We start from the raw sequence: 18,165 nt of genomic DNA, 5'->3' as shown, positions 1-18,165 counted from the left end.
GATAACCGTGTCTCGCACCCTTGACATCCTGTGGTCAGTATCGCGTTCTGATCGCCCGCCCCGCTTATCCCCGAATTTGCACCGCACTGCCGCACAGGGTTATCCACATGTCTATCCTCACCCTTGCGTCCGGCTCTTCGATCCGCGCCACGCTCCTGCGCAACGCCGGCATCGATTTTGACGTGAAAATCGCCCGAATCGACGAAGAGATGATTCGCCTCTCGCTTGAGGCCGAGGGCGCCACGCCCCGCGATATCGCCGACGCGCTGGCCGAGCATAAAGCCGCCAAGATCGCCAATAAGCAGCCCGAGGCGCTGGTGCTGGGCTGTGATCAACTTCTGGAATGCGAGGGGCAGATCTTCGCCAAACCGCAAAATCCTGCGGATGCGATGGCGCAACTCCAAGCCCTGCGCGGCAAGACCCACCGGCTCCACACCGCCGCCGTGCTCTATGCCCAAGGCCAACCCGTCTGGCGCCATGTCGCCACCCCGCGCCTGACCATGCGCGATTTCTCGGAGGCTTTCGTCAAAGACTATGTCGCCCAGAATTGGGAGGAGATCCGCCACTGCGTCGGCTGCTACCAGATCGAGGGCGCGGGCATCCGCCTGTTCTCCAAAATCGAGGGCGATATCTTTGCCATTCAGGGCCTCCCCCTGCTAGAGCTCCTGACAATCCTCACCAGACGCAAGGATATCCCAGGATGAGCGCCCCTTTACCCCCAAATGCCATGCCTCTTGCCGCCGTGATCGGCGATCCCATCGCCCATAGCCGCTCGCCCCGCCTGCACGGGCATTGGCTCGCCCGCTACGGCATCAATGGCCATTATATTCCGCTGAAAATCGCACCACAGGACTTCGCCGAAGCCCTGCATATGCTGCCGCGCATGGGGTTCGCGGGCGCCAATGTGACAATTCCGCATAAAGAGGCGGCGCTTGCCCTCGCCGATCACGCCACACCGCTGGCCAAACGCATCGGTGCGGCCAATACGCTAAGTTTCACCGAAAACGGGATCGAGGCTGACAACACCGATGCTTATGGGTTCACCCAGAATATCCTCAGCCAGCAGCCCGATTGGCAGCCCAAAACCGTCGCCGTGATCGGTGCCGGTGGTGCTAGTCGCGCGGTGCTCGCCGCGCTCCTGGATCTGGGCGCCACGGATATCCGCCTGAGCAACCGCTCGCCCCAACGCGCCCTCGATCTCGCCGCCGAATTTGGCCCCGCGATCCGCGCCGTCGCGTGGGATGAGCGCAGCACCGCCCTCGCCGATTGCGACACGCTGGTTAACGCCACCTCTTTGGGCATGCAGGGCCACCCCGCGCTGGAGCTCGATCTCAGTGATCTGCCCGCAACGGCCGTGGTCAATGATCTGGTCTACGCCCCCTTAGAGACCCCGCTGCTGGCCCAGGCCCGCGCGCGCGGCAACCCCTGCGTCGACGGCCTCGGCATGCTGCTCTATCAAGCCGCCGCCGGTTTCGAGCGCTGGTTTGTCCATAAACCCGAGGTTGACGAGACCCTGCGCCGAGCGGTGCTCGCATCATGAGCGTTATCCTCGGTCTCACCGGTTCCATCGGTATGGGCAAATCCACCACCGCGCAGATGTTTCGCGACGCTGGCGTGCCGGTCTGGGATGCCGATGCCGCCGTGCATGACCTCTACGCGCAAGGCGGCGCGGCGGTTGCGCCAATGGCAGCGCTGCACCCGCCGGCGCAGAAAAACGGCGCCATCGACCGCGCCGCCCTCCGCGACTGGATCGCCGCGGACGCCTCTGCGCTCAAGCAAATCGAGCGCATCGTGCATCCCCTCGTCGCCAGGTCCCGCGAGGAATTCCTGCAACAACACGCAGGCGCGCCGCTTATCCTCCTCGACATCCCGCTTCTGTTCGAGGGCGGCGGCGACCGCGCTGTTGACGCCACCCTTGTCGTCTCCGCCCCGCAAGATGTGCAAAAATCCCGCGTCCTCGCCCGCCCCGGCATGACAGAGGCGCATTTCCAAACCATCCTTGCCAAACAGATGCCCGATGCCGAGAAACGCGCCCGCGCGACCTATGTCATTGAAACCCTGAGCCATGATCAAACCCGCGCCGATGTGCTTGATCTGATTGACAAATTGACAGGACCGAACAGCGATGCGTGAAATCGTTCTCGATACCGAAACCACCGGCCTTGATCCCAATGACGGCCACCGTCTAGTCGAGATCGGCGCGGTGGAACTCTATAATCACATGCCGACCGGCAACACCTATCACCAATATATCAACCCCGAACGCGGCATGCCGGTCGAGGCCTTTGAGGTCCACGGACTCGGCGATGAATTCCTCGCCAAACAGCCCAAATTCGCCCAGATCGCGCAGGAATTTCTCGATTACGTCAAAGGCGCGACGCTGGTCATCCACAACGCCGCCTTTGATATGCGGTTTCTGAACGCCGAACTCAAATGGGCCAATCTGCCCGAACTCCCCACCGACAATGTGATCGACACGCTGATGATGGCGCGGCGCCGTTTCCCCGGTTCGCCCGCCACGCTGGACGCGCTCTGCCGCCGGTTTGAGATTACCGGTTTCAACCGCGATCTCCACGGCGCGCTGCTGGACAGTGAGATCCTCGCCGAAGTCTATCTTGAATTGATCGGTGGGCGGCAGCCGGATTTCGCCCTGTCCGTGCACACCGACAGCGGCGGTAATCAAGACGCCAGCACCGCATGGCGCCCGCGTCCGCGCCCCACGCCCTTGGCCGCGCGGATCACCGAGGAAGAACGCGCTGCCCATGCCGCTTTTGTCGAAAAACTCGGCGATTCGGCGATCTGGCGACGCTATGACGGCTGACGCGCCCGTCGCGCTGGTCATCGGCGCCGGTCCTGCCGGTCTGATGGCCGCCGAGCAACTCCTGCGCAGCGGTCTGCCGGTCGTGATCACCGAGGCCAAACCCTCCCCCGCGCGCAAACTGCTGATGGCGGGAAAATCCGGTCTCAATATCACCAAAGACGAGGCTTTTGAGGCCTTTCTTGCCCAATACGGCGAGGCAGAGCCTTGGCTGGCCCCGATGCTGCGCGAGTTCGGGCCGGATCAGGTCAAACTCTGGGCGCAAGCCCACGGCCAAGAGATTTTCACCGGTTCCTCGGGCCGCGTCTTCCCCAAATCCATGAAAGCCTCGCCGCTTTTGCGTCATTTGCTCAGTGATCTGCGCAGCCGCGGGTTGGACCTGCGCACCCGCTGGCGGCTCACCGGCATCGGTGACGGTTTTCACTTTGACACCCCCGAGGGCGCGCATATCCTGCGCCCCAAAGTCACCATCCTCGCCATGGGCGGCGCCAGCTGGGCGCGGCTGGGCTCGGATGGCGCTTGGGCGCAGATGCTCGCCGCGCGTGACGTGTCATTAACCCCGTTTCAACCGGCAAATATGGGGTTTCTGGTCGATTGGTCCGCCCATATGACCCCGCATTTCGGCGCGCCGCTCAAATCCATCACCCTGATCGCAGGCGCGCAGCAGCAACGCGGCGAAGCCGTGATCACAAAACGCGGGCTTGAGGGCGGCGGCATTTACGCGGTTAGCCGCGCCCTGCGTGATGGCGCGCCCCTGACACTCGATCTTTTCCCCGATCTGACCCTTGAGGCGCTCACCAAACGCCTCGCGCAGCGCCCCAAGGGCGAAAGCACGGTTAACACGCTGAAAAAAGCCGCGAGGCTCTCCGGCGCGCGGCTCGCCTTGGTGCTCGAATGCGCCCGCCCCTTCCCCGTTGATGCCGCGGCGCGTGCCAAACTACTGAAAAATCTGCCAATTCCGATCACCTCCCCCTGCCCGATGGATGAAGCGATCTCCACCGCAGGCGGCATCCCCAGAACCGCGCTCGACGACACCCTGATGCTCAAAGCCATGCCCGGCGTCTTCGCCGCTGGCGAAATGCTCGATTGGGAGGCGCCGACCGGCGGCTACCTGCTCACCGCCTGCCTCGCCACCGGACGCTGGGCCGGAAACGCCGCCGCCCGCTGGCTAGGCGATGCCGGTCAGGATAAACCCGCCGCCGATTGAATACCGCCCGCGCAGGCAATCGCCCGCCGCAAACGGCGCGATATCCCGTTGAAAAACCGCGGTAAACACGCCGCTATCGGGTTCTAGCGTCACCTCGAACACCTCAAACCCGAACACCTGATTTGAACGCGGATACTGCACCTTATAGGCGCATTCCTTGGCGCTAAAAATCACCCGCGCCCATCGCCCCACATCGGGCATATCGCGCAGCGCAGCGCGCTCGCTATTGGTCAACACGGTCTCCCAGACCTCTGCCGGTAGCGCCGCGTCAACCTCCAGATCAATGCCGATCAACCTCTCCGCCGTGCCCGCCACGGCTAGCGCCCAACCGCCCGCATGAGTGATCGAACCGGCCATGCCCTCGGGCCAGACCGGCGCGCGATCCTCTGCCATCACCACCGGCAAATCGCGCCCCATCGCTGCCCGCGCCGCGATCCGCCCCGCCGCGAATTCCCGCTGCCGCGCCGGCACCGCGCTTTTGACCGCAGAATGTTCCACGTGAAACAATCGCGCCACATCCGCACGCGCCACCGCGCAGATCCCGCGCGCCACTGCGGGCGGGAAAACTTGCGCCATTAGCGCGGACAGCGCCGCGCCGCTCACCCCGAGCGGCTCAACCGTTCGGCCCGCATCGCGCGGCGCCGAGACATCGCATCGGCGCGGCTCTTCGCGGCGCCCGCCTCCGCCACTGCCGGAGCCCCCGCCGCAGGGTGCGGCTTCAACTTGCCGTCAATATGCCCTGCCAGCGCCGAGAGCACCGGAAAGCGGAACACATCGGTGATCGACAATCCGGGCAACGCCAGCGCCTCGCGGATTTCACGATGCGCCTGCACCGCCAGCAGCGAATGCCCGCCCAGCATGAAGAAATTATCCGCCGGTTTCACCTCCGCCACGCCCAGCACCCCGCGCCAGATCGTCGCCAGCTTCTCCTGCGTGTCGCTGCCATTCGCCGCCACCGGCGCCTCGATCACCGCGGGCCGCAGCACCCCGGGTTTCGGCAGCGCCTTGCGGTCGATCTTTTTGTTCGGCGTCAGCGGCAAAGCCTCCAGCTTGACGATATGCGCCGGCACCAGATGCCCGGGCAACCGCACCGCCAAAGCCGCGCGCAATGCAGCCGCATCCGCCGTGCCCACCACATAGCCGACCAGCCGCATATCGCCGGGCACATCCTCGCGCGCGATCACCACGCTCTGGGTCACCCCCGGCTGTGCATCCAGCGCGCTTTCGATCTCGCCCAGCTCGATCCGATGCCCGCGCAGCTTCACCTGATGATCCGCACGGCCCAGAAAATCCACCGTGCCATCAGCACAAAGCCGCACCAGATCGCCGGTGCCGTAAATCCGCCCCGCGCCAAAGGGATTGGCCACAAACCTATCCGCCGACAGATCATCGCGCTGCCAATAACCGCGCGTCACCCCCGCGCCACCGATCCACAACTCGCCGATGGCCCCCAGCGGCACCTCGCGCCGTGCCTCATCGAGGATATGCAGCGTGGTATTGGCAATCGGCGCGCCGATCCCGACCACCCCGTCACCGCCCGAAGTCGTCTCGCTGGTTGACCAGATGGTGGTCTCCGTCGGCCCATAAAGGTTAACCACCTCCTGCCCGCTGATCTGCGCCAGCTCCGCCGCCAGCGCACCCGGCAAAGCCTCACCACCGACCAGCAAATGCGGCACCTGCGTCAGGGCCGCGCGCGCGCGCTCATCCTCAACCAGCATCCGCGCCATCGAGGGCGTGCATTGCAGATGCGTCACGCCGTGGCGCTGGATTTGCGCGGCCAACGACACATCATCCGCCGCCAGTTCCACCGGCGCATTTGCGCGGCGCAGCACCTCGGCCAGCGGATAGAGGCTCTCGAGCACCTGCGCCGTCGGGATGCCGTAATCGATCAGACAGCCGATCTCATCCACACCAATCGCCTTGAGTTGCTCGGTGCGGCGCAGGCAATCCTCGACCGTGCCAAACAGCCCCGACTCCTCGAAATACCGGTTAAAGGCAAACTCGAGGATCCCGTCGACCTCATCCTGACTGAGCGCACTCAGGTCGATATCCATCGGATTTTTGGCGCCCGCCGGTTTCTTGAACGCCGGAAACGCCCAAGCGTATTGTTTGACCAGTCCCGCCGCCGCCAGAAGGTAGTTTTTCATCGGTTCGCGCGCGGTTTCACGCGCCAACTCACGGCTGCGCGCAACATAGGTGTGCAGCATCAGCGTGACTGTGAAATCCTTGGGGTCATGCCCCGCCTTGCTCAGCGCCTCATGGTAAATCTTGATCTTCCCCGCCACCTCGTCAATCGACTGGCCAAGCAGATGCGTCAGCACATTCGCGCCAATCTCGCCTGCCTCGCGCCAGGTGTCGGGGTTGCCGGCAATGGTCAGCCAGAGCGGCAATTCCTTGGACACCGGACGCGGCAATGAGGTCACCACCCGCGTCTCGCCATTATGGTCAAACGCCACCTCGTCGCCGCGCCATAGCTTGCGCAGTTTCTCAATGGTGTCGAACATCGCCGCCTTGTTATTTGGCACCGAATTCTCCGGCCGCAGCACAAAATCCACCGGATGCCAGCCCGAGGCAATGCCCAGCCCCGCGCGCCCGTTGGTCAGATTGTCGATCACCGCCCATTCCTCGGCGATGCGCAGCGGATGATGCAGCGGCGCCACGCAAGAGCCCGAGCGCACGTCGATATTCTGCGTCACCGCCGCCACCGCCGCGCCGGTCACCGAGGGGTTGGGGAACGGCCCGCCGAAGGCATGGAAATGCCGCTCGGGCGTCCAAACCGCGCGAAACCCGTGACTATCGGCAAACTTCGCGCCTTCCAGCAGCAACTCGTATTTCTTCGGCCCCGCGCCATCGTCATTGCCCCAGTAGAACAGGCTGAAATCCATACGCTTTTCGGTGATTGGCAGGGCGCCGCCCGAGACTTCCATGCGGCTTTCGTCCGAGGTCAGAACCAGTTTAAAACCGCGCGACAGGGTCCAGAACAGCTCGAGCACCGAGATATCAAAGGACAGCGAAGTCACCGCCAGCCAGACACCGCCCGCCTCATGGGCGATGCGCTCGTCCATCCCGGCAAAGAAATTCGCCACATTGCGGTGTTCGACCATCACGCCCTTCGGCAGACCGGTCGAACCCGAGGTATAGATCAGATAGGCAAGGTTTTCGGGCGTGGCACCGCTCTCGGGGTTCGCCTCCGGGGCCGCCGCCAGCCGCGTGTCGGTATCCAGCACCAAGAGTTCGGCGCTATGTTCAGGCAGCGCGTCAATCAGCCCCGATTGCGTGACAATCACCGGCGCGCCGCTGTCGCGCAGAAAATGCCGCAGCCGGTCCGCCGGATAGCTGGGGTCCATCGGCACATAGGCACCACCGGCTTTCAAAATCCCCAGCGCCCCGATCAGCAAATCCGGCGCGCGTTTCGAACACAGCGCCACCGGCGTATCTGGCGTGATCCCCATCTCCTGCAGCACATGCGCGACACGGTTGGCGCGCGCATTCAGCGCCGCATAGCTCAGGCTCTGGCCTTCAAACACCAGCGCGGTCGCATCGGGGGTTTTCGCCACCTGCGCTTCGAACAAGCGCGAGATCGTGCGGTTGTCAAACGCCCGCTCGGTGGCGTTCAGCGTCGCAAGGATCTCCCGCTCGGGCGCGCTGATCCGCTCCAGTTCCGCAACCGGTGCTTCACGATCCGCCTGCGCCAATAATTCCAACCGCGCGGCATAGATTTCCAGCAGCGCCGCGTCGCATTTACCAAGATCCGCCGAGAGGCTCACCCCCTCCGGCCCCGCCACCACACAAAGCGCCGTGCCGTCAATCCGCGCATGGCTCTCCGACAGGCCGAACGCAGGCGTTTCCAGCGGATCAAGCGCCGGATCACGGCCAATCAGATCGCGCGCGAAACTGGGCGATCTCTCCGCCCTCCGCTGCGTCGCTGCAATGCCCTCTTCCAGCGCCGCCAGCGTTTCGCCCTCCAGCACCATCGGCAACCAATCGCTTAGATATCTGGGCGCCGCTGCGAACAAATCCTGCGTCTCCGCCGCGGCATAGGCCCAACCGCCCGGCGCATAGCTGGCGATAATCGCCGCCGCCTGATGCGCCGACAGGCCTGCAATCTCGCGCGTTGCGATGCCTTCCGCCGCGCCGCGCGCGCTCGGCGCCTCGGCTGCGGCAAATCCGGTTAACACACGGCGCCAACGCGCCTCGCCCGGCGTCACACGGGCGATCACCTCATCCAATAGCGCCGCATTTGGGGCGGGCAACACCTCACCTTCCTGCGCGATATCCTGCGCCGCGACCGCCACGCCGTCCAACGTGGTCAACCCGCTCAACCGCACGGCACCATCCGCGCAAGCGACGGTTAACGCTTCACCACAGTCCAAAACCGTGCCCGCCACGCCGGTGCCCGCCACCGGTTCGGCAGAGGTCACCGCAAAAACCCCCGCGGATGTTTCGATTTTCGGCAAGGCCAGCGGGTTCCAATACCCACCGTGATCGAGCGCCCGCACCAGCCGCACCAGTTCTGCCACCGGCTGCGCGAAATCCAGCCGCGCCGCCGCTGCGGGCCGGTCATTGCGCCCGCAGACCGTCCTCTGCGTCAGATCCTGCGCCTGCCGCTCGGGCGCGCCTTGCTCCAGCGCGTCCAAAACCCGCGGAAAACTCTCGATCGCCGCGCCAAAACAGCGCGCATTCAGCGAAAACGCCGTGTCCTCTTCGGTGATATCGAACGCCACCTGCGCAAGGATATCCCCCTCATCGACCCCGCCGTCGATCATATGCCAGGTGATCCCGTGCTGCACCTCGCCCTTGAGCCGCGCCCAGATCGGCGCGTTCAAACCGGCGTAGCGCGGCAGTGGCCCATCGTGGAAATTCACCGCACCCTTGGCGGCCCGCGCCAGCAGCGCATCGGGCAGCACCCTCAGGTTGGCAATCGACAACAGCCAGTCAAACCCGCCGGTAATCCGCGCGTCCAAATCCGAATCCGGCGCCACGACCGGCAGCCCCTCGCCCTCGGCCCAGGCCAGAACATCGGCGTTGTCGCTGGCGATCGCCGCGATCCGGTGGCCGCGCGCCAAAACCAGCTTGGCGCATTCAACCACCAAGGATTGATTGCCGATCATTACACACGAAAACGAGGTCATACTAACTCTCCTGGGACATACGCGATCGCCAGCTGTGTCGCATAAGATCGCGGGCAAAATATGGCGGTGTATGGGGTTTCTTGCGCTGCAAAATCACGCGAAGGCCATAAATCCCCAGCCCCGCCAGATGCGCGAGGGTCGCCATGCCGGCATAAATCCGCCCGTGGTTTTTCTCAAAATAATACCGTCTTGAGGCGAACCAATAGTCCGGCACCCGCGCCCAATCGCGCATCCCTGTGCTGACCGAGCCGATATGCATCACGCGGCTTTCCACCACGTAATCCATCGCCCAACCGGCCCGCGTGGCGCGCAAACACAGGTCGGTTTCCTCAAAATAGAGGAAAAACCGCTCATCAAACAGCCCGATCTCATCAAGCACCTCGCGTCGCATCAACACGCTGGCACCGGCCATCCAGCCCACCCGCGTCGTTTCCTCGGGCAGCGCCGGCGCAACAATCGCGTGTTTCAACAGTCGCGAGATCGGTCCGGTCTTTGCCGCCCCCTCAAACTCCGAGGCAATCGAGGGAAAGCGGAACGCCGTGGTGTGCGGCCCCCCATCCTCGCCGTGGATATAACTGCCAGCAAACCCCACCTCGGGATGGGCGATCAAGTGACCCAGCAATTGCTTAATCGCATCCTCTGCCGGAAACGCATCGGAGTTGAGCACATAGATAAAATCGGGCTGCGATCCGTCGGGCAATCCGGCGCGAATGCCAAAGTTATTGCCCGCACCAAACCCGCCATTGCGCCCCGATTGCAGCACCTGCACCCGTGGCCACTCCGCCGCTGCCGCGCGCATTGTCTCAAACGAGCCATCGCCGCTGTCGTTATCGACAATGGTGATCGCGCCCTCGATCCCCTCCATCGCCGCCAGCGCAGAGCGCGCCGCGCGCAGGGTCATCTCGGGCGTGCGCCAGTTGAGTATGACGCAAAGAACTCGGCTCATATCTCGGCCTCGGCAATTAAATCTCGCAGGGTCGATGCCATCACCCGCACATTGGGTTCCAGCACCATGGAATCGTGATCGCCCGGCACCTCATGCACCGAAAGCGCAGGCATCCACGCCGACCACTGGTTGTCCTCATAGACATATTCTTTTTCGCGGCTGACCCAATGCCCGCCCGTCACCCGCCAATGACGATCCAGCGGCGGGCGGAACAGCGCCACGCGGCCCTCATAGGGGCGCAGTTCAACATGCGGCAGCGCCTCGCGAAACGCCGCCTCAATCGCGCGGTTCTGGAACCCGCTGGCGCATTCGCCCGAGGAATCCTGCGCAATCCGCGCCAATTCCTCTTGCCAATCGCGCCGCGCCTGCAGCCATTCCGCCAGATACCCGGGCCCCTTGCGGCGAAATTCCTGTAGTTTAATCATCGCCTTATCCACGCGGCTTAACGTGGGACGCAGCGGCAGCGGCGTATCGAGCAGGGCCAAAAGCTGCACCTCCTCGCCCTCAGCCCGCAGTTGATGCGCCATTTCCAGCGCGGTCAGCCCGCCGCCCGAAAACCCGCCCAGCAGATAGGGCCCTTTGGGCTGCACCTGCCGCAGTTCCACCAGATAGTCGCGCGCCGCCTCCTGCAGGCGGTTATGCGGCGCCGCATCGCCCATCAGCCCGCGCGCCTGCAATCCGTAAAACGGCCGGTCCGCGCCCAGAAGCTGCGCCAGTTGTCGCAGGTTCAGCACATTGCCGAACATCCCTGCAACAAGGAAGAACGGCGTTTTCACCCCGCCCTCGCCCTCATGCATCGGCACCAGATATTCAAACCGCCGCACCGGAGCCACAGCCGCAGGCGCATCGCCGGTCTCACTGATCCCCGCCACCTGCGCCACCCGCGCGGCGATCTTCTCCACTGTCGGCGCCTCGAACAACACCGAGATCGGGAAATCCACCGCCCAGGTCTTTTTCACCCGCGCAAACAGCCGCACCGCGATCAGGGAATGGCCACCGAGATCAAAGAAACTATCCTCAACCCCGATCCCCTCAACGCCCAGCAAATCCTCCCAGATGCCGACCAGCATACGCTCCACATCATTGCGCGGCGCGACATAGGCACCATCGAGATCAGGGCGCTCGAACTTCTGCCCGCCCTCGCCCGCCTCCTGCATCACCTGCCCCGCCTCGGCGATCAACTCTGGCAGCGTTAGAGACGAAATCACCACTTGCGACTGCTCCACCCCAAGCGCCCGCAAAAACGCCTCGCCACCCTCGCGCGGGGTGATCCCCTGCGCCAGATTGCGCGCCAGACGCTCCTCGGCGGGGCTCAGCGCACGGTCGGCACCCTCCACCGCGTCAAACTGTACTTCCGAGGGCAGCAAAGGCGCCGGAGTCCCCAGTCCGCCCGCCATCCGCTTGATGGTAAACCGCTCGATCTCCGCGCAAACCCGCCCATCGGGCGCGGCCAGCGTAATATCAAATGTCGCAAATCCCGGCTCGGCTTCGGCAATCCGCACATGGCTGACGATCCGCGCGGGCAAGGCGGAAAACACCCGCACGCGCCCGTAGGACACCGGCACCCAAAGGCTCTCGCCCGTATAACCGTCGATCAACCCCATCGCCCAGCCGGTGGCGATATCCATCAGCGCCGGATGCAGGATATAGCCGGCCTCCAGATCGCCGTGAAACGCCTGCGGCAGAGCCAGATGCGCAAGCCCCTCGCCCGCGCCATAAGCGCGCCGTTGCAACACCCGCCAGCGCGGCCCGAACGCCAGATGCGCCTCCTGTCCGGTGGCCATGCCTTGCACATCCTCGGCAATATCCCGCGCACAACGCGCTGAAATCGCTGCGATATTCAGCGGCGCGGGCGGCTCCATCTCACGCATGTCAATCTGCGCCTGCGCGTTCAACGCATAGCCCGCGCGCCCGTTCAACGTCACATCCGAGCGCAGCGCAAACTCATAGCCCGCATCTGATCGCTCCAGCGTCACCCTGATCTCGCGCGGCACCGCTACATCCAGCGGGCGAAAGAAGGTCAGATCCTCAATTTCAAACGGTGCCACCTCGCCCTGCGCCTGCAGCGCCTGCAAAGCGATCTCCAACATGCCGGTGCCGGGCATCAGCGCGCGCCCGTCCTTGGTGCGGTGTTCATCCAGCAGCCACATATCGGTGGAATATGTCGCCGAGAACTGCCTATTCATCTGCGCATCAAAGCCCGCCGCGTCCAAAAGCGGCTCTAACACTGGTGTTTCGGGCAATTTTGGCCCGTTGCCCAAGCGGCTGGCCATCGCCTCGGCGGCCATGCCCACCTCGGCCCAGATGCCCCAATTCAGCGCCAAGACACGGGTTTTTCCGCCCGCCCGCGCCCGCGCCCAGGCGTTGAGATATTCATTCGCCGCCACATAATCGACCTGCCCCGCCGGAGCGGTCAGCGTCGAGGTCGAGGCAAAGACCACGATCTGTTCCACCGCGCCATCGGGCAGCAGCGCGTCAAGCACCCTGAGCCCGTGCACCTTGGGCGCGAACACGCTTTCGACGCTGCCCACGGTTTTCGCCAAAAGCGGCGCGTCGTCGATCACCCCCGCCGCATGCACCACCCCGTGGACCCCACCAAACCTTGCGCGCACCGCGTCAAGAGCGCCGCGCATCTCGTTGATATTGCACACATCTGCCGCGGCGATCATCACCTCGGCGCCAAGCGCTTCCAGCCGCTCCACCGCCAGAATCCGCCGCGCGACCGGATCGGCGGGATTGTCCTTAATGCCGGGCCATTCCGCGCGGTCGGGCAGCTTTGTGCGCGAAATCAGCGCGATCTTCGCCCCCGAGGCCCCAATCAACGCCTCCGCCACGCTCAAACCGATGCCACCAAAGCCACCGGTGATCACCCAAGCCGCCCCCTGTGGCAATTGCGGCGCTACCTCAAGCACCTGCGGGCGCAACCGCTGCTCATACCGCTTGCCGCCACGCAATGCGGCCACGGTATTCGCCGGTTCCGCCAGCAATTCCTCCAACAGCGGCAGGATCAGATCCCCATGCCCGCCACGCTTGCGACTGCGCGGCTCGATATCCAGCGTCGCGACGGTGATTTCCGGCGCCTCGCGCGGGATCACCCGCGCCGGTCCGGCAATCATCGCCTTTTCCGGCCAGCGCAGCGCTTCATCGCGCACCTGCGCCGCGCCGGATGTGATCACAGTGATATGCAGCGGCGCGGAGAGCCCCTCACCGGCAATCGCCTGGCCAAGGAACATCAGCGCGTAAAACCCGCGCTCGATATGCGCCTGAAACGCATTCGAGCCCGCGCGAAACCGTTCTTCGCCCCCCGCCAGCCAGAAATGCGCGATGCGGGTGGGGATCGTGCCGCGCTGCACAAGGTCTTGAATTAACTGGTCATATCCTTCGCGCCCGCGTTCCGTAGGCAGCGAATAGAGACTGTCAGTGCGGCGGCGGAAGGTGTCGCCCGCCTGCACCTCGATCACGCGGTGTTTGGCGGCGCGCAGACGGGCGATCAGGGGCGCGCTGATCCCCTCTTGATCGGTGAACACGAGCCAAACCTGCGGCTCGGCACCGTCCAACTCCGTCTCGACGTCAAACGCCAGTTCGGCAGACCGCGGCACAAAGGTCAGCCGCGTGCCCATATCGGCGACAGCTTCGATCCGCGCCGGTTCTTTCGTGATCACATCATCCCGCGCCTGCGCCGGTGCGATGAAATACTCGCGCCGATCAAAGGGATATGTCGGCAGCGGCAGCTTCACCCGCCGCGCTTCGCCCCAAATCTGCGCCCAATCGAATGTGCCGCCCAAGGCCCAGATCCGCCCCAACAGCCCCATATGATAGAGGTCATCGGCGATATCTTCCTCGGGGTGGCGCAGCGCCGCCAGCACCTGTTGCGGTGGCACATCGCCGTGCATCCGCACTAAGGATGACAGCGCCTTGCCCGGCCCGACTTCCAGCCAGATGCGGTTCTTCTCTTGCGCCAGATGGGTCACGCAATCGGCAAACATCACCGTGCCGCGCAGATGCGCCGTCCAATACTCGGGGCTTGTCGCCTGCGCATCACTCAGCGGCTGGCCGGTGGTATTCGAGATCACCGGAATGCGCGGTGCGCTCAGCGGGATCGACGCCAGATAGGCGCGAAAACGGGCTAAAATAGGCTCTAACATACGTGAATGCGCGGCAATATCGATGGCAATGCGCTGGCTTTCGATCCCGTCGGCGCGCAGTTTTTCGGCCAGCGCCTCAAGCGCCGCATCGGGGCCGGAGACCGCCGTCAGTTCCGGCGCATTAACGCTGGCCACGTCCAGATCGCCCAGATAAGGCCGCAGTGCCGCCAGTGACAACGGCACCGACAGCATCCCGCCCGAGGGCACCGTGTCAAACAATGTGCCGCGCAAATGCACCAATCCGATGCAATCCTCGAATGTGATCACACCGGCCAGACAGGCGGCGGTATTCTCACCCATCGAATGACCCAGCAGCGCCGCGGGCCGCACGCCCCAAGCGATAAACATCTGCGCCAGCGCGTATTCGGTGATCATGATCAGCGGCAATTGCACCGAGGGTTTTTTCAGCGCCGCATCGGCGGTGGCCTCATCTCCCGCCTCGGGCAGCCAGAGCGCGCGGATGTCGTAGTCGAGCTTGGGCTGCAGGATTTCCAGCCCGCGGTCCATCCATTCGGCAAACACCGGCTCGGTCTCGTAAAGATCGCGGGCCATACCGGCATATTGCGCACCGCCACCGGGGAAGAGAAACACCACATCGGGGTTGTCGAGCGCAGAATGGGTGAACACCCGCAGCGGGTTGTCCGCCTTCAGCAATTCGGCGGCCTCTTCGGCGCTCTCGGCCACCACCACACGGCGTTTGTCAAAGGCATGCCGCCCCTCTTGCAGGGTCCATGCGACATCGGCCAGATTGTGATCACAACCGCGCAGATACTCCGCCAGATTGCCAGATTGCGCGTCCAATGTGGTTTTTGAGCGCGCCGACAGGGTCAGTAATTGAAACGGCCAATCGCTTTCGTCCGATGCCGCCCGCGCGGGCGCCTCCTGCAACACCGCATGGGCATTGGTGCCGCCGACCCCCAATGAGTTGACCCCCGCGCGCCGCGGATGCGCACCCTCCTGCCACGGGGTTAACCGGTCATTCACCACAAATGGCGATGCGTCAAAATCAATCGTCGGATTCGGCGCCTCATAGCCCAGCGAGGGCGGCAACTCGCGGTGATGCAGCGACAGCGCCACTTTCACCAGACTGGCCACGCCCGCCGCCGTGTCCAGATGCCCGATGTTGGTCTTGACCGAGCCGATGCGGGTGATCCCCGTGGCCTGCGTTGTCTGCCGATACGCCTCAGTCAGCGCCTCAACCTCGATCGGATCGCCCAGATAGGTGCCGGTGCCATGGCACTCGATGTAATCAATCGTCGCGGCGGGCGTGTCGGCCATCGCCTGCGCTTCGGCGATGCACCCCGCCTGCCCCTCGACCGAGGGCGCCAGATACCCCGCCTTTTGCGCGCCGTCATTGTTGATCGCCGAGCCTTTGACCACCGCCCAGATATGATCGCCGTCGCGCTCGGCATCCTCCAGCCGTTTCAGCGCCACACAGCCCGCGCCCGAGCCAAACACCGTGCCCTGCGCGCGGTGGTCGAACGCGTGACACTCGCCATCGGGGCTGAGCACCTCATTCTCGCGGTAGAGATACCCGCGCCCCTGTGGCAGCTCGATGGTCACCCCGCCGGCCAGCGCCAGATCGCATTCGCCGCTGAGCAGCGCCTGCACCGCGTAATGCAGCGCCACCAGCGAAGTCGAGCACGCCGTCTGCACATTCACCGAGGGGCCGCGCAGATCGAAAATATGGCTAACGCGGGTGGCGAGGAAATCCTTGTCATTGCCGGTATGGCGCAACAGGAACATGCCGACATCGCGCACCAGATCGCGGTTACTGCACAGGTTGAAATAGAAATAGCTGCCCATGCCGCAGCCCGCATAGACGCCGATATTGCCGTCAAACCGCGCGGGAACGGTGCCGGCGTTTTCCAGCGCCTGCCATGCGACCTCAAGGAATTTACGGTGCTGCGGGTCGAGGATTGCGGCCTCTTTCGGTGAAAACCCGAAGAACTCGGCGTCAAACTCGGCGAACCCCTCCAAATGCGCGGCAAAAGGGACATAATTGCCCTGCCGCATCAACGCCGGATCTTCACCCGCCGCCAGCAGTTCTTCCTCGGACAGGCGCCGGATCGCGCGCAGCCCGTGGCGCAGATTGTGCCAGTATTCGTCAATCGATGCGGCGCCGGGCAATTGCGCGGCCATGCCGACAATCGCGATATCGGTCTCGGACGTTTCGGGCGGGGGAGTGGCGGACATCGGCATACCTGAACTGAGCGTTTACGCGGGAAGATCATCACATTTATACGGCGAGAATTGCCCGCAAATCGGGCCGAAAGGTGGCACTGGCGGCAAGTCTGTGATCACAACACCGAGCGCCTCGCCTTTGGCGCCTCCGGTTCCGGCGGCACCAAGGTCGGCACCCCCAGCACCACACCGGCATGGGCCTTACGCAGATTGGCGGCGCGGGCGGCTTTATTGGCGTGGCGCAGGTCCTCGACATAGCCCAACAGCGCCCCCGCCATCAGCCATGTGAACGGGATCAGCGTCGCATTGGGCAGCAGATCGACCATATTCACCGCAAGGATCAGCGCCAATGTGCTGACCGCCACGGGGATCGGCGGCGCCTGCGGTTTGCGCGCCTGCCACCAGAGCCCGAGCAGTGGCATCGCCAGCAGGCCAAACAGCGCGATAAACCCCAGCCAGCCGTAATGCCCGATGGTGATGATCCATTGCCCGTCAACCACGGTTTGCGACTCGCCGGTGCGCGGATCATAGACCATGAACCGCCCCCAACCGCCCCAGCCGAACAGCGGTTTCGCCTCGACATGGGCCAGAATGTCATCCTCGTTGTCAAAGCGGTATTCCAAGGATTGCGCGCGCTCGGCGTTATGCGGCGCGAGGCTGGCGACCATCTGCTGGGTCGGCACAACGCCCGAGCCGCGCAGCAGCGGATAGGCCAGCACCAGCACCGCCAGACCCGCCGCGATGGTGACATTCACCCGCGGTTTGAACAGCAGCACCATCGGCACGAAAGCCAGCGTGAACACCAGCGCGCCCAAGGATTTGCAGATCACCACCAAGAGCGCCATCAGGCCCAGTATCATCAGCCGTTTGCCGCGGTCACGGACCTTGGAGTCGCGGACCCAAGCGGCGGCGGCCATGGCGCACATAAAGGCAAAAAACGCCACCCAAAGCCCATGTGGCATGAACACGAAGGGCCGGAACCCGCCGTCCCGCATCGCCTGCGCAAAAGAGTGCTGGAAGAACCCGTAAACCTGCGTGTGTAGCTGCGGGCTAAACCGCACTTCCCAGAGCATCGGCAGCGCATAGATCGCCCCCGCGATGACCAGCGCCAGTAGGATCTCGCGGATCGCCGCCTCAGAGCGCAGCACCGCCCGCGCCAGAAAGAACGGCAGCATCAGGAACACCTGCTGCGCCAGCGCCGACAGCGAATCGTAAACCCGCAGCCCCGGCAGCCCCCAACGCTCCAGCGCATTCGGATCAACCAGCCGCAGCGAGCCGAACTGGTCAACGCCAAATTCCACCGGCTCGAGGTTGGTCAAAACGGTGATCGCAGGGCTGACAATGAACATCACCAACAGGATACGTCCGGCGATGCTTTGCGGGACAATATCGGGCCGCTTGCCCCAGATCCCGAGACACAGCGCAAAAGCCATCAGATTGGGGATCGTCACCTTATCAAAGGCAGGGATCGCCGGCAGATTGATCTCGCTGACCTGCGGCAGGAACATATAGGCGGCAAGGATCGACCAGATCAACGCCCGTTCCAGCGGCAGGCGCTTGAACAGCATCACCGCCACCAGCGGCCAGCCGAGCAGCGCCAGCAGGGCAAATGAATTGCCGATCTGGATCATACGCGCGCCCCGATCCGCGGCACCGGCCCAAGCTGGATTTCCATGCCGTTTTGCCCTCTACCTCGCAGATCAACGCCCCCTCTGCCGGAGTTTTGATTGACC

General features: G+C 64.1%; 10 protein-coding genes. 5 read left to right on the top strand and 5 right to left on the bottom strand.

Annotated features, from left to right (window positions below; translation table 11 throughout):
* Positions 1 to 107: 107 nt before the first annotated feature.
* From DDE20_RS12255 to DDE20_RS12235, 5 genes are read left to right on the top strand one after another with little or no spacing between them, the layout of a single operon-like run.
* Positions 108 to 704 carry a Maf family protein gene (locus tag DDE20_RS12255; protein WP_116558799.1) on the top strand — a complete coding sequence of 199 codons (597 nt, stop codon included), beginning with the start codon at positions 108 to 110 and terminating at the stop codon, positions 702 to 704.
* Positions 701 to 1,540, top strand: coding sequence for a shikimate dehydrogenase (locus DDE20_RS12250; RefSeq protein WP_116558798.1), 840 nt, complete (start codon positions 701 to 703; stop codon positions 1,538 to 1,540). The genes DDE20_RS12255 and DDE20_RS12250 overlap by 4 nt, the downstream gene beginning before the upstream one ends.
* Positions 1,537 to 2,133: a dephospho-CoA kinase gene (gene coaE, locus DDE20_RS12245; RefSeq protein ID WP_116558797.1), complete on the top strand. Its 597-nt coding sequence runs from the start codon at positions 1,537 to 1,539 to the stop codon at positions 2,131 to 2,133. Before DDE20_RS12250 ends, coaE begins: the two co-directional genes overlap by 4 nt.
* A complete protein-coding gene (gene dnaQ / locus DDE20_RS12240; protein ID WP_116558796.1) occupies positions 2,126 to 2,821 on the top strand; it encodes a DNA polymerase III subunit epsilon in 696 nt (231 codons plus the stop codon). The genes coaE and dnaQ overlap by 8 nt, the downstream gene beginning before the upstream one ends.
* On the top strand, positions 2,811 to 4,025 hold the full coding sequence (locus DDE20_RS12235) for a TIGR03862 family flavoprotein (protein ID WP_116558795.1): 1,215 nt from the start codon (positions 2,811 to 2,813) through the stop codon (positions 4,023 to 4,025). The genes dnaQ and DDE20_RS12235 overlap by 11 nt, the downstream gene beginning before the upstream one ends.
* Here the strand turns inward: DDE20_RS12235 and DDE20_RS12230 are convergent.
* The 5 genes from DDE20_RS12230 to DDE20_RS12210 form a co-directional block, all read right to left on the bottom strand.
* Entirely contained in the window at positions 3,987 to 4,601 is a 615-nt protein-coding gene (locus DDE20_RS12230) for a 4'-phosphopantetheinyl transferase family protein (RefSeq protein ID WP_133240349.1), read from the bottom strand. The genes DDE20_RS12235 and DDE20_RS12230 overlap by 39 nt on opposite strands.
* 23 nt (positions 4,602 to 4,624) lie before the next feature.
* Positions 4,625 to 9,157 (bottom strand): MupA/Atu3671 family FMN-dependent luciferase-like monooxygenase, encoded by a 4,533-nt coding sequence (locus DDE20_RS12225; protein ID WP_116558793.1) that lies wholly within the window; start codon positions 9,155 to 9,157, stop codon positions 4,625 to 4,627.
* A gap of 1 nt (position 9,158) precedes the next feature.
* Complete coding sequence (locus DDE20_RS12220) at positions 9,159 to 10,103, bottom strand: glycosyltransferase family 2 protein (RefSeq protein ID WP_116558792.1); 945 nt, start codon at positions 10,101 to 10,103, stop codon at positions 9,159 to 9,161.
* The gene (locus DDE20_RS12215) at positions 10,100 to 16,444 is read right to left on the bottom strand and encodes a type I polyketide synthase (protein ID WP_116558979.1); all 6,345 of its coding nucleotides are present in this window, start codon (positions 16,442 to 16,444) and stop codon (positions 10,100 to 10,102) included. Before DDE20_RS12215 ends, DDE20_RS12220 begins: the two co-directional genes overlap by 4 nt.
* Positions 16,445 to 16,548: 104 nt before the next feature.
* Positions 16,549 to 18,063 (bottom strand): amidohydrolase family protein, encoded by a 1,515-nt coding sequence (locus tag DDE20_RS12210; protein ID WP_205961664.1) that lies wholly within the window; start codon positions 18,061 to 18,063, stop codon positions 16,549 to 16,551.
* Positions 18,064 to 18,165 lie beyond the last annotated feature (102 nt).

This window comes from Pararhodobacter oceanensis (assembly GCF_003076755.1).
GTDB lineage: Bacteria > Pseudomonadota > Alphaproteobacteria > Rhodobacterales > Rhodobacteraceae > Pararhodobacter > Pararhodobacter oceanensis.
The sequence above is the reverse complement of the archived record's forward strand: the minus strand, read 5'-3'. Positions and strand labels throughout refer to the sequence as shown.

What these genes read in the sequence shown, in the direction of transcription:
- DDE20_RS12255 (WP_116558799.1), top strand. Translation starts at nt 108, where the DNA reads ATGTCTATCCTCACCCTTGCGTCCGGCTCTTCGATCCGCGCCACGCTC.
- DDE20_RS12250 (WP_116558798.1), top strand. Translation starts at nt 701, where the DNA reads ATGAGCGCCCCTTTACCCCCAAATGCCATGCCTCTTGCCGCCGTGATC.
- coaE (WP_116558797.1), top strand. Translation starts at nt 1,537, where the DNA reads ATGAGCGTTATCCTCGGTCTCACCGGTTCCATCGGTATGGGCAAATCC.
- dnaQ (WP_116558796.1), top strand. Translation starts at nt 2,126, where the DNA reads ATGCGTGAAATCGTTCTCGATACCGAAACCACCGGCCTTGATCCCAAT.
- DDE20_RS12235 (WP_116558795.1), top strand. Translation starts at nt 2,811, where the DNA reads ATGACGGCTGACGCGCCCGTCGCGCTGGTCATCGGCGCCGGTCCTGCC.
- DDE20_RS12230 (WP_133240349.1), bottom strand. Translation starts at nt 4,601, where the DNA reads ATGGCGCAAGTTTTCCCGCCCGCAGTGGCGCGCGGGATCTGCGCGGTG.
- DDE20_RS12225 (WP_116558793.1), bottom strand. Translation starts at nt 9,157, where the DNA reads ATGACCTCGTTTTCGTGTGTAATGATCGGCAATCAATCCTTGGTGGTT.
- DDE20_RS12220 (WP_116558792.1), bottom strand. Translation starts at nt 10,103, where the DNA reads ATGAGCCGAGTTCTTTGCGTCATACTCAACTGGCGCACGCCCGAGATG.
- DDE20_RS12215 (WP_116558979.1), bottom strand. Translation starts at nt 16,444, where the DNA reads ATGTCCGCCACTCCCCCGCCCGAAACGTCCGAGACCGATATCGCGATT.
- DDE20_RS12210 (WP_205961664.1), bottom strand. Translation starts at nt 18,063, where the DNA reads ATGATCCAGATCGGCAATTCATTTGCCCTGCTGGCGCTGCTCGGCTGG.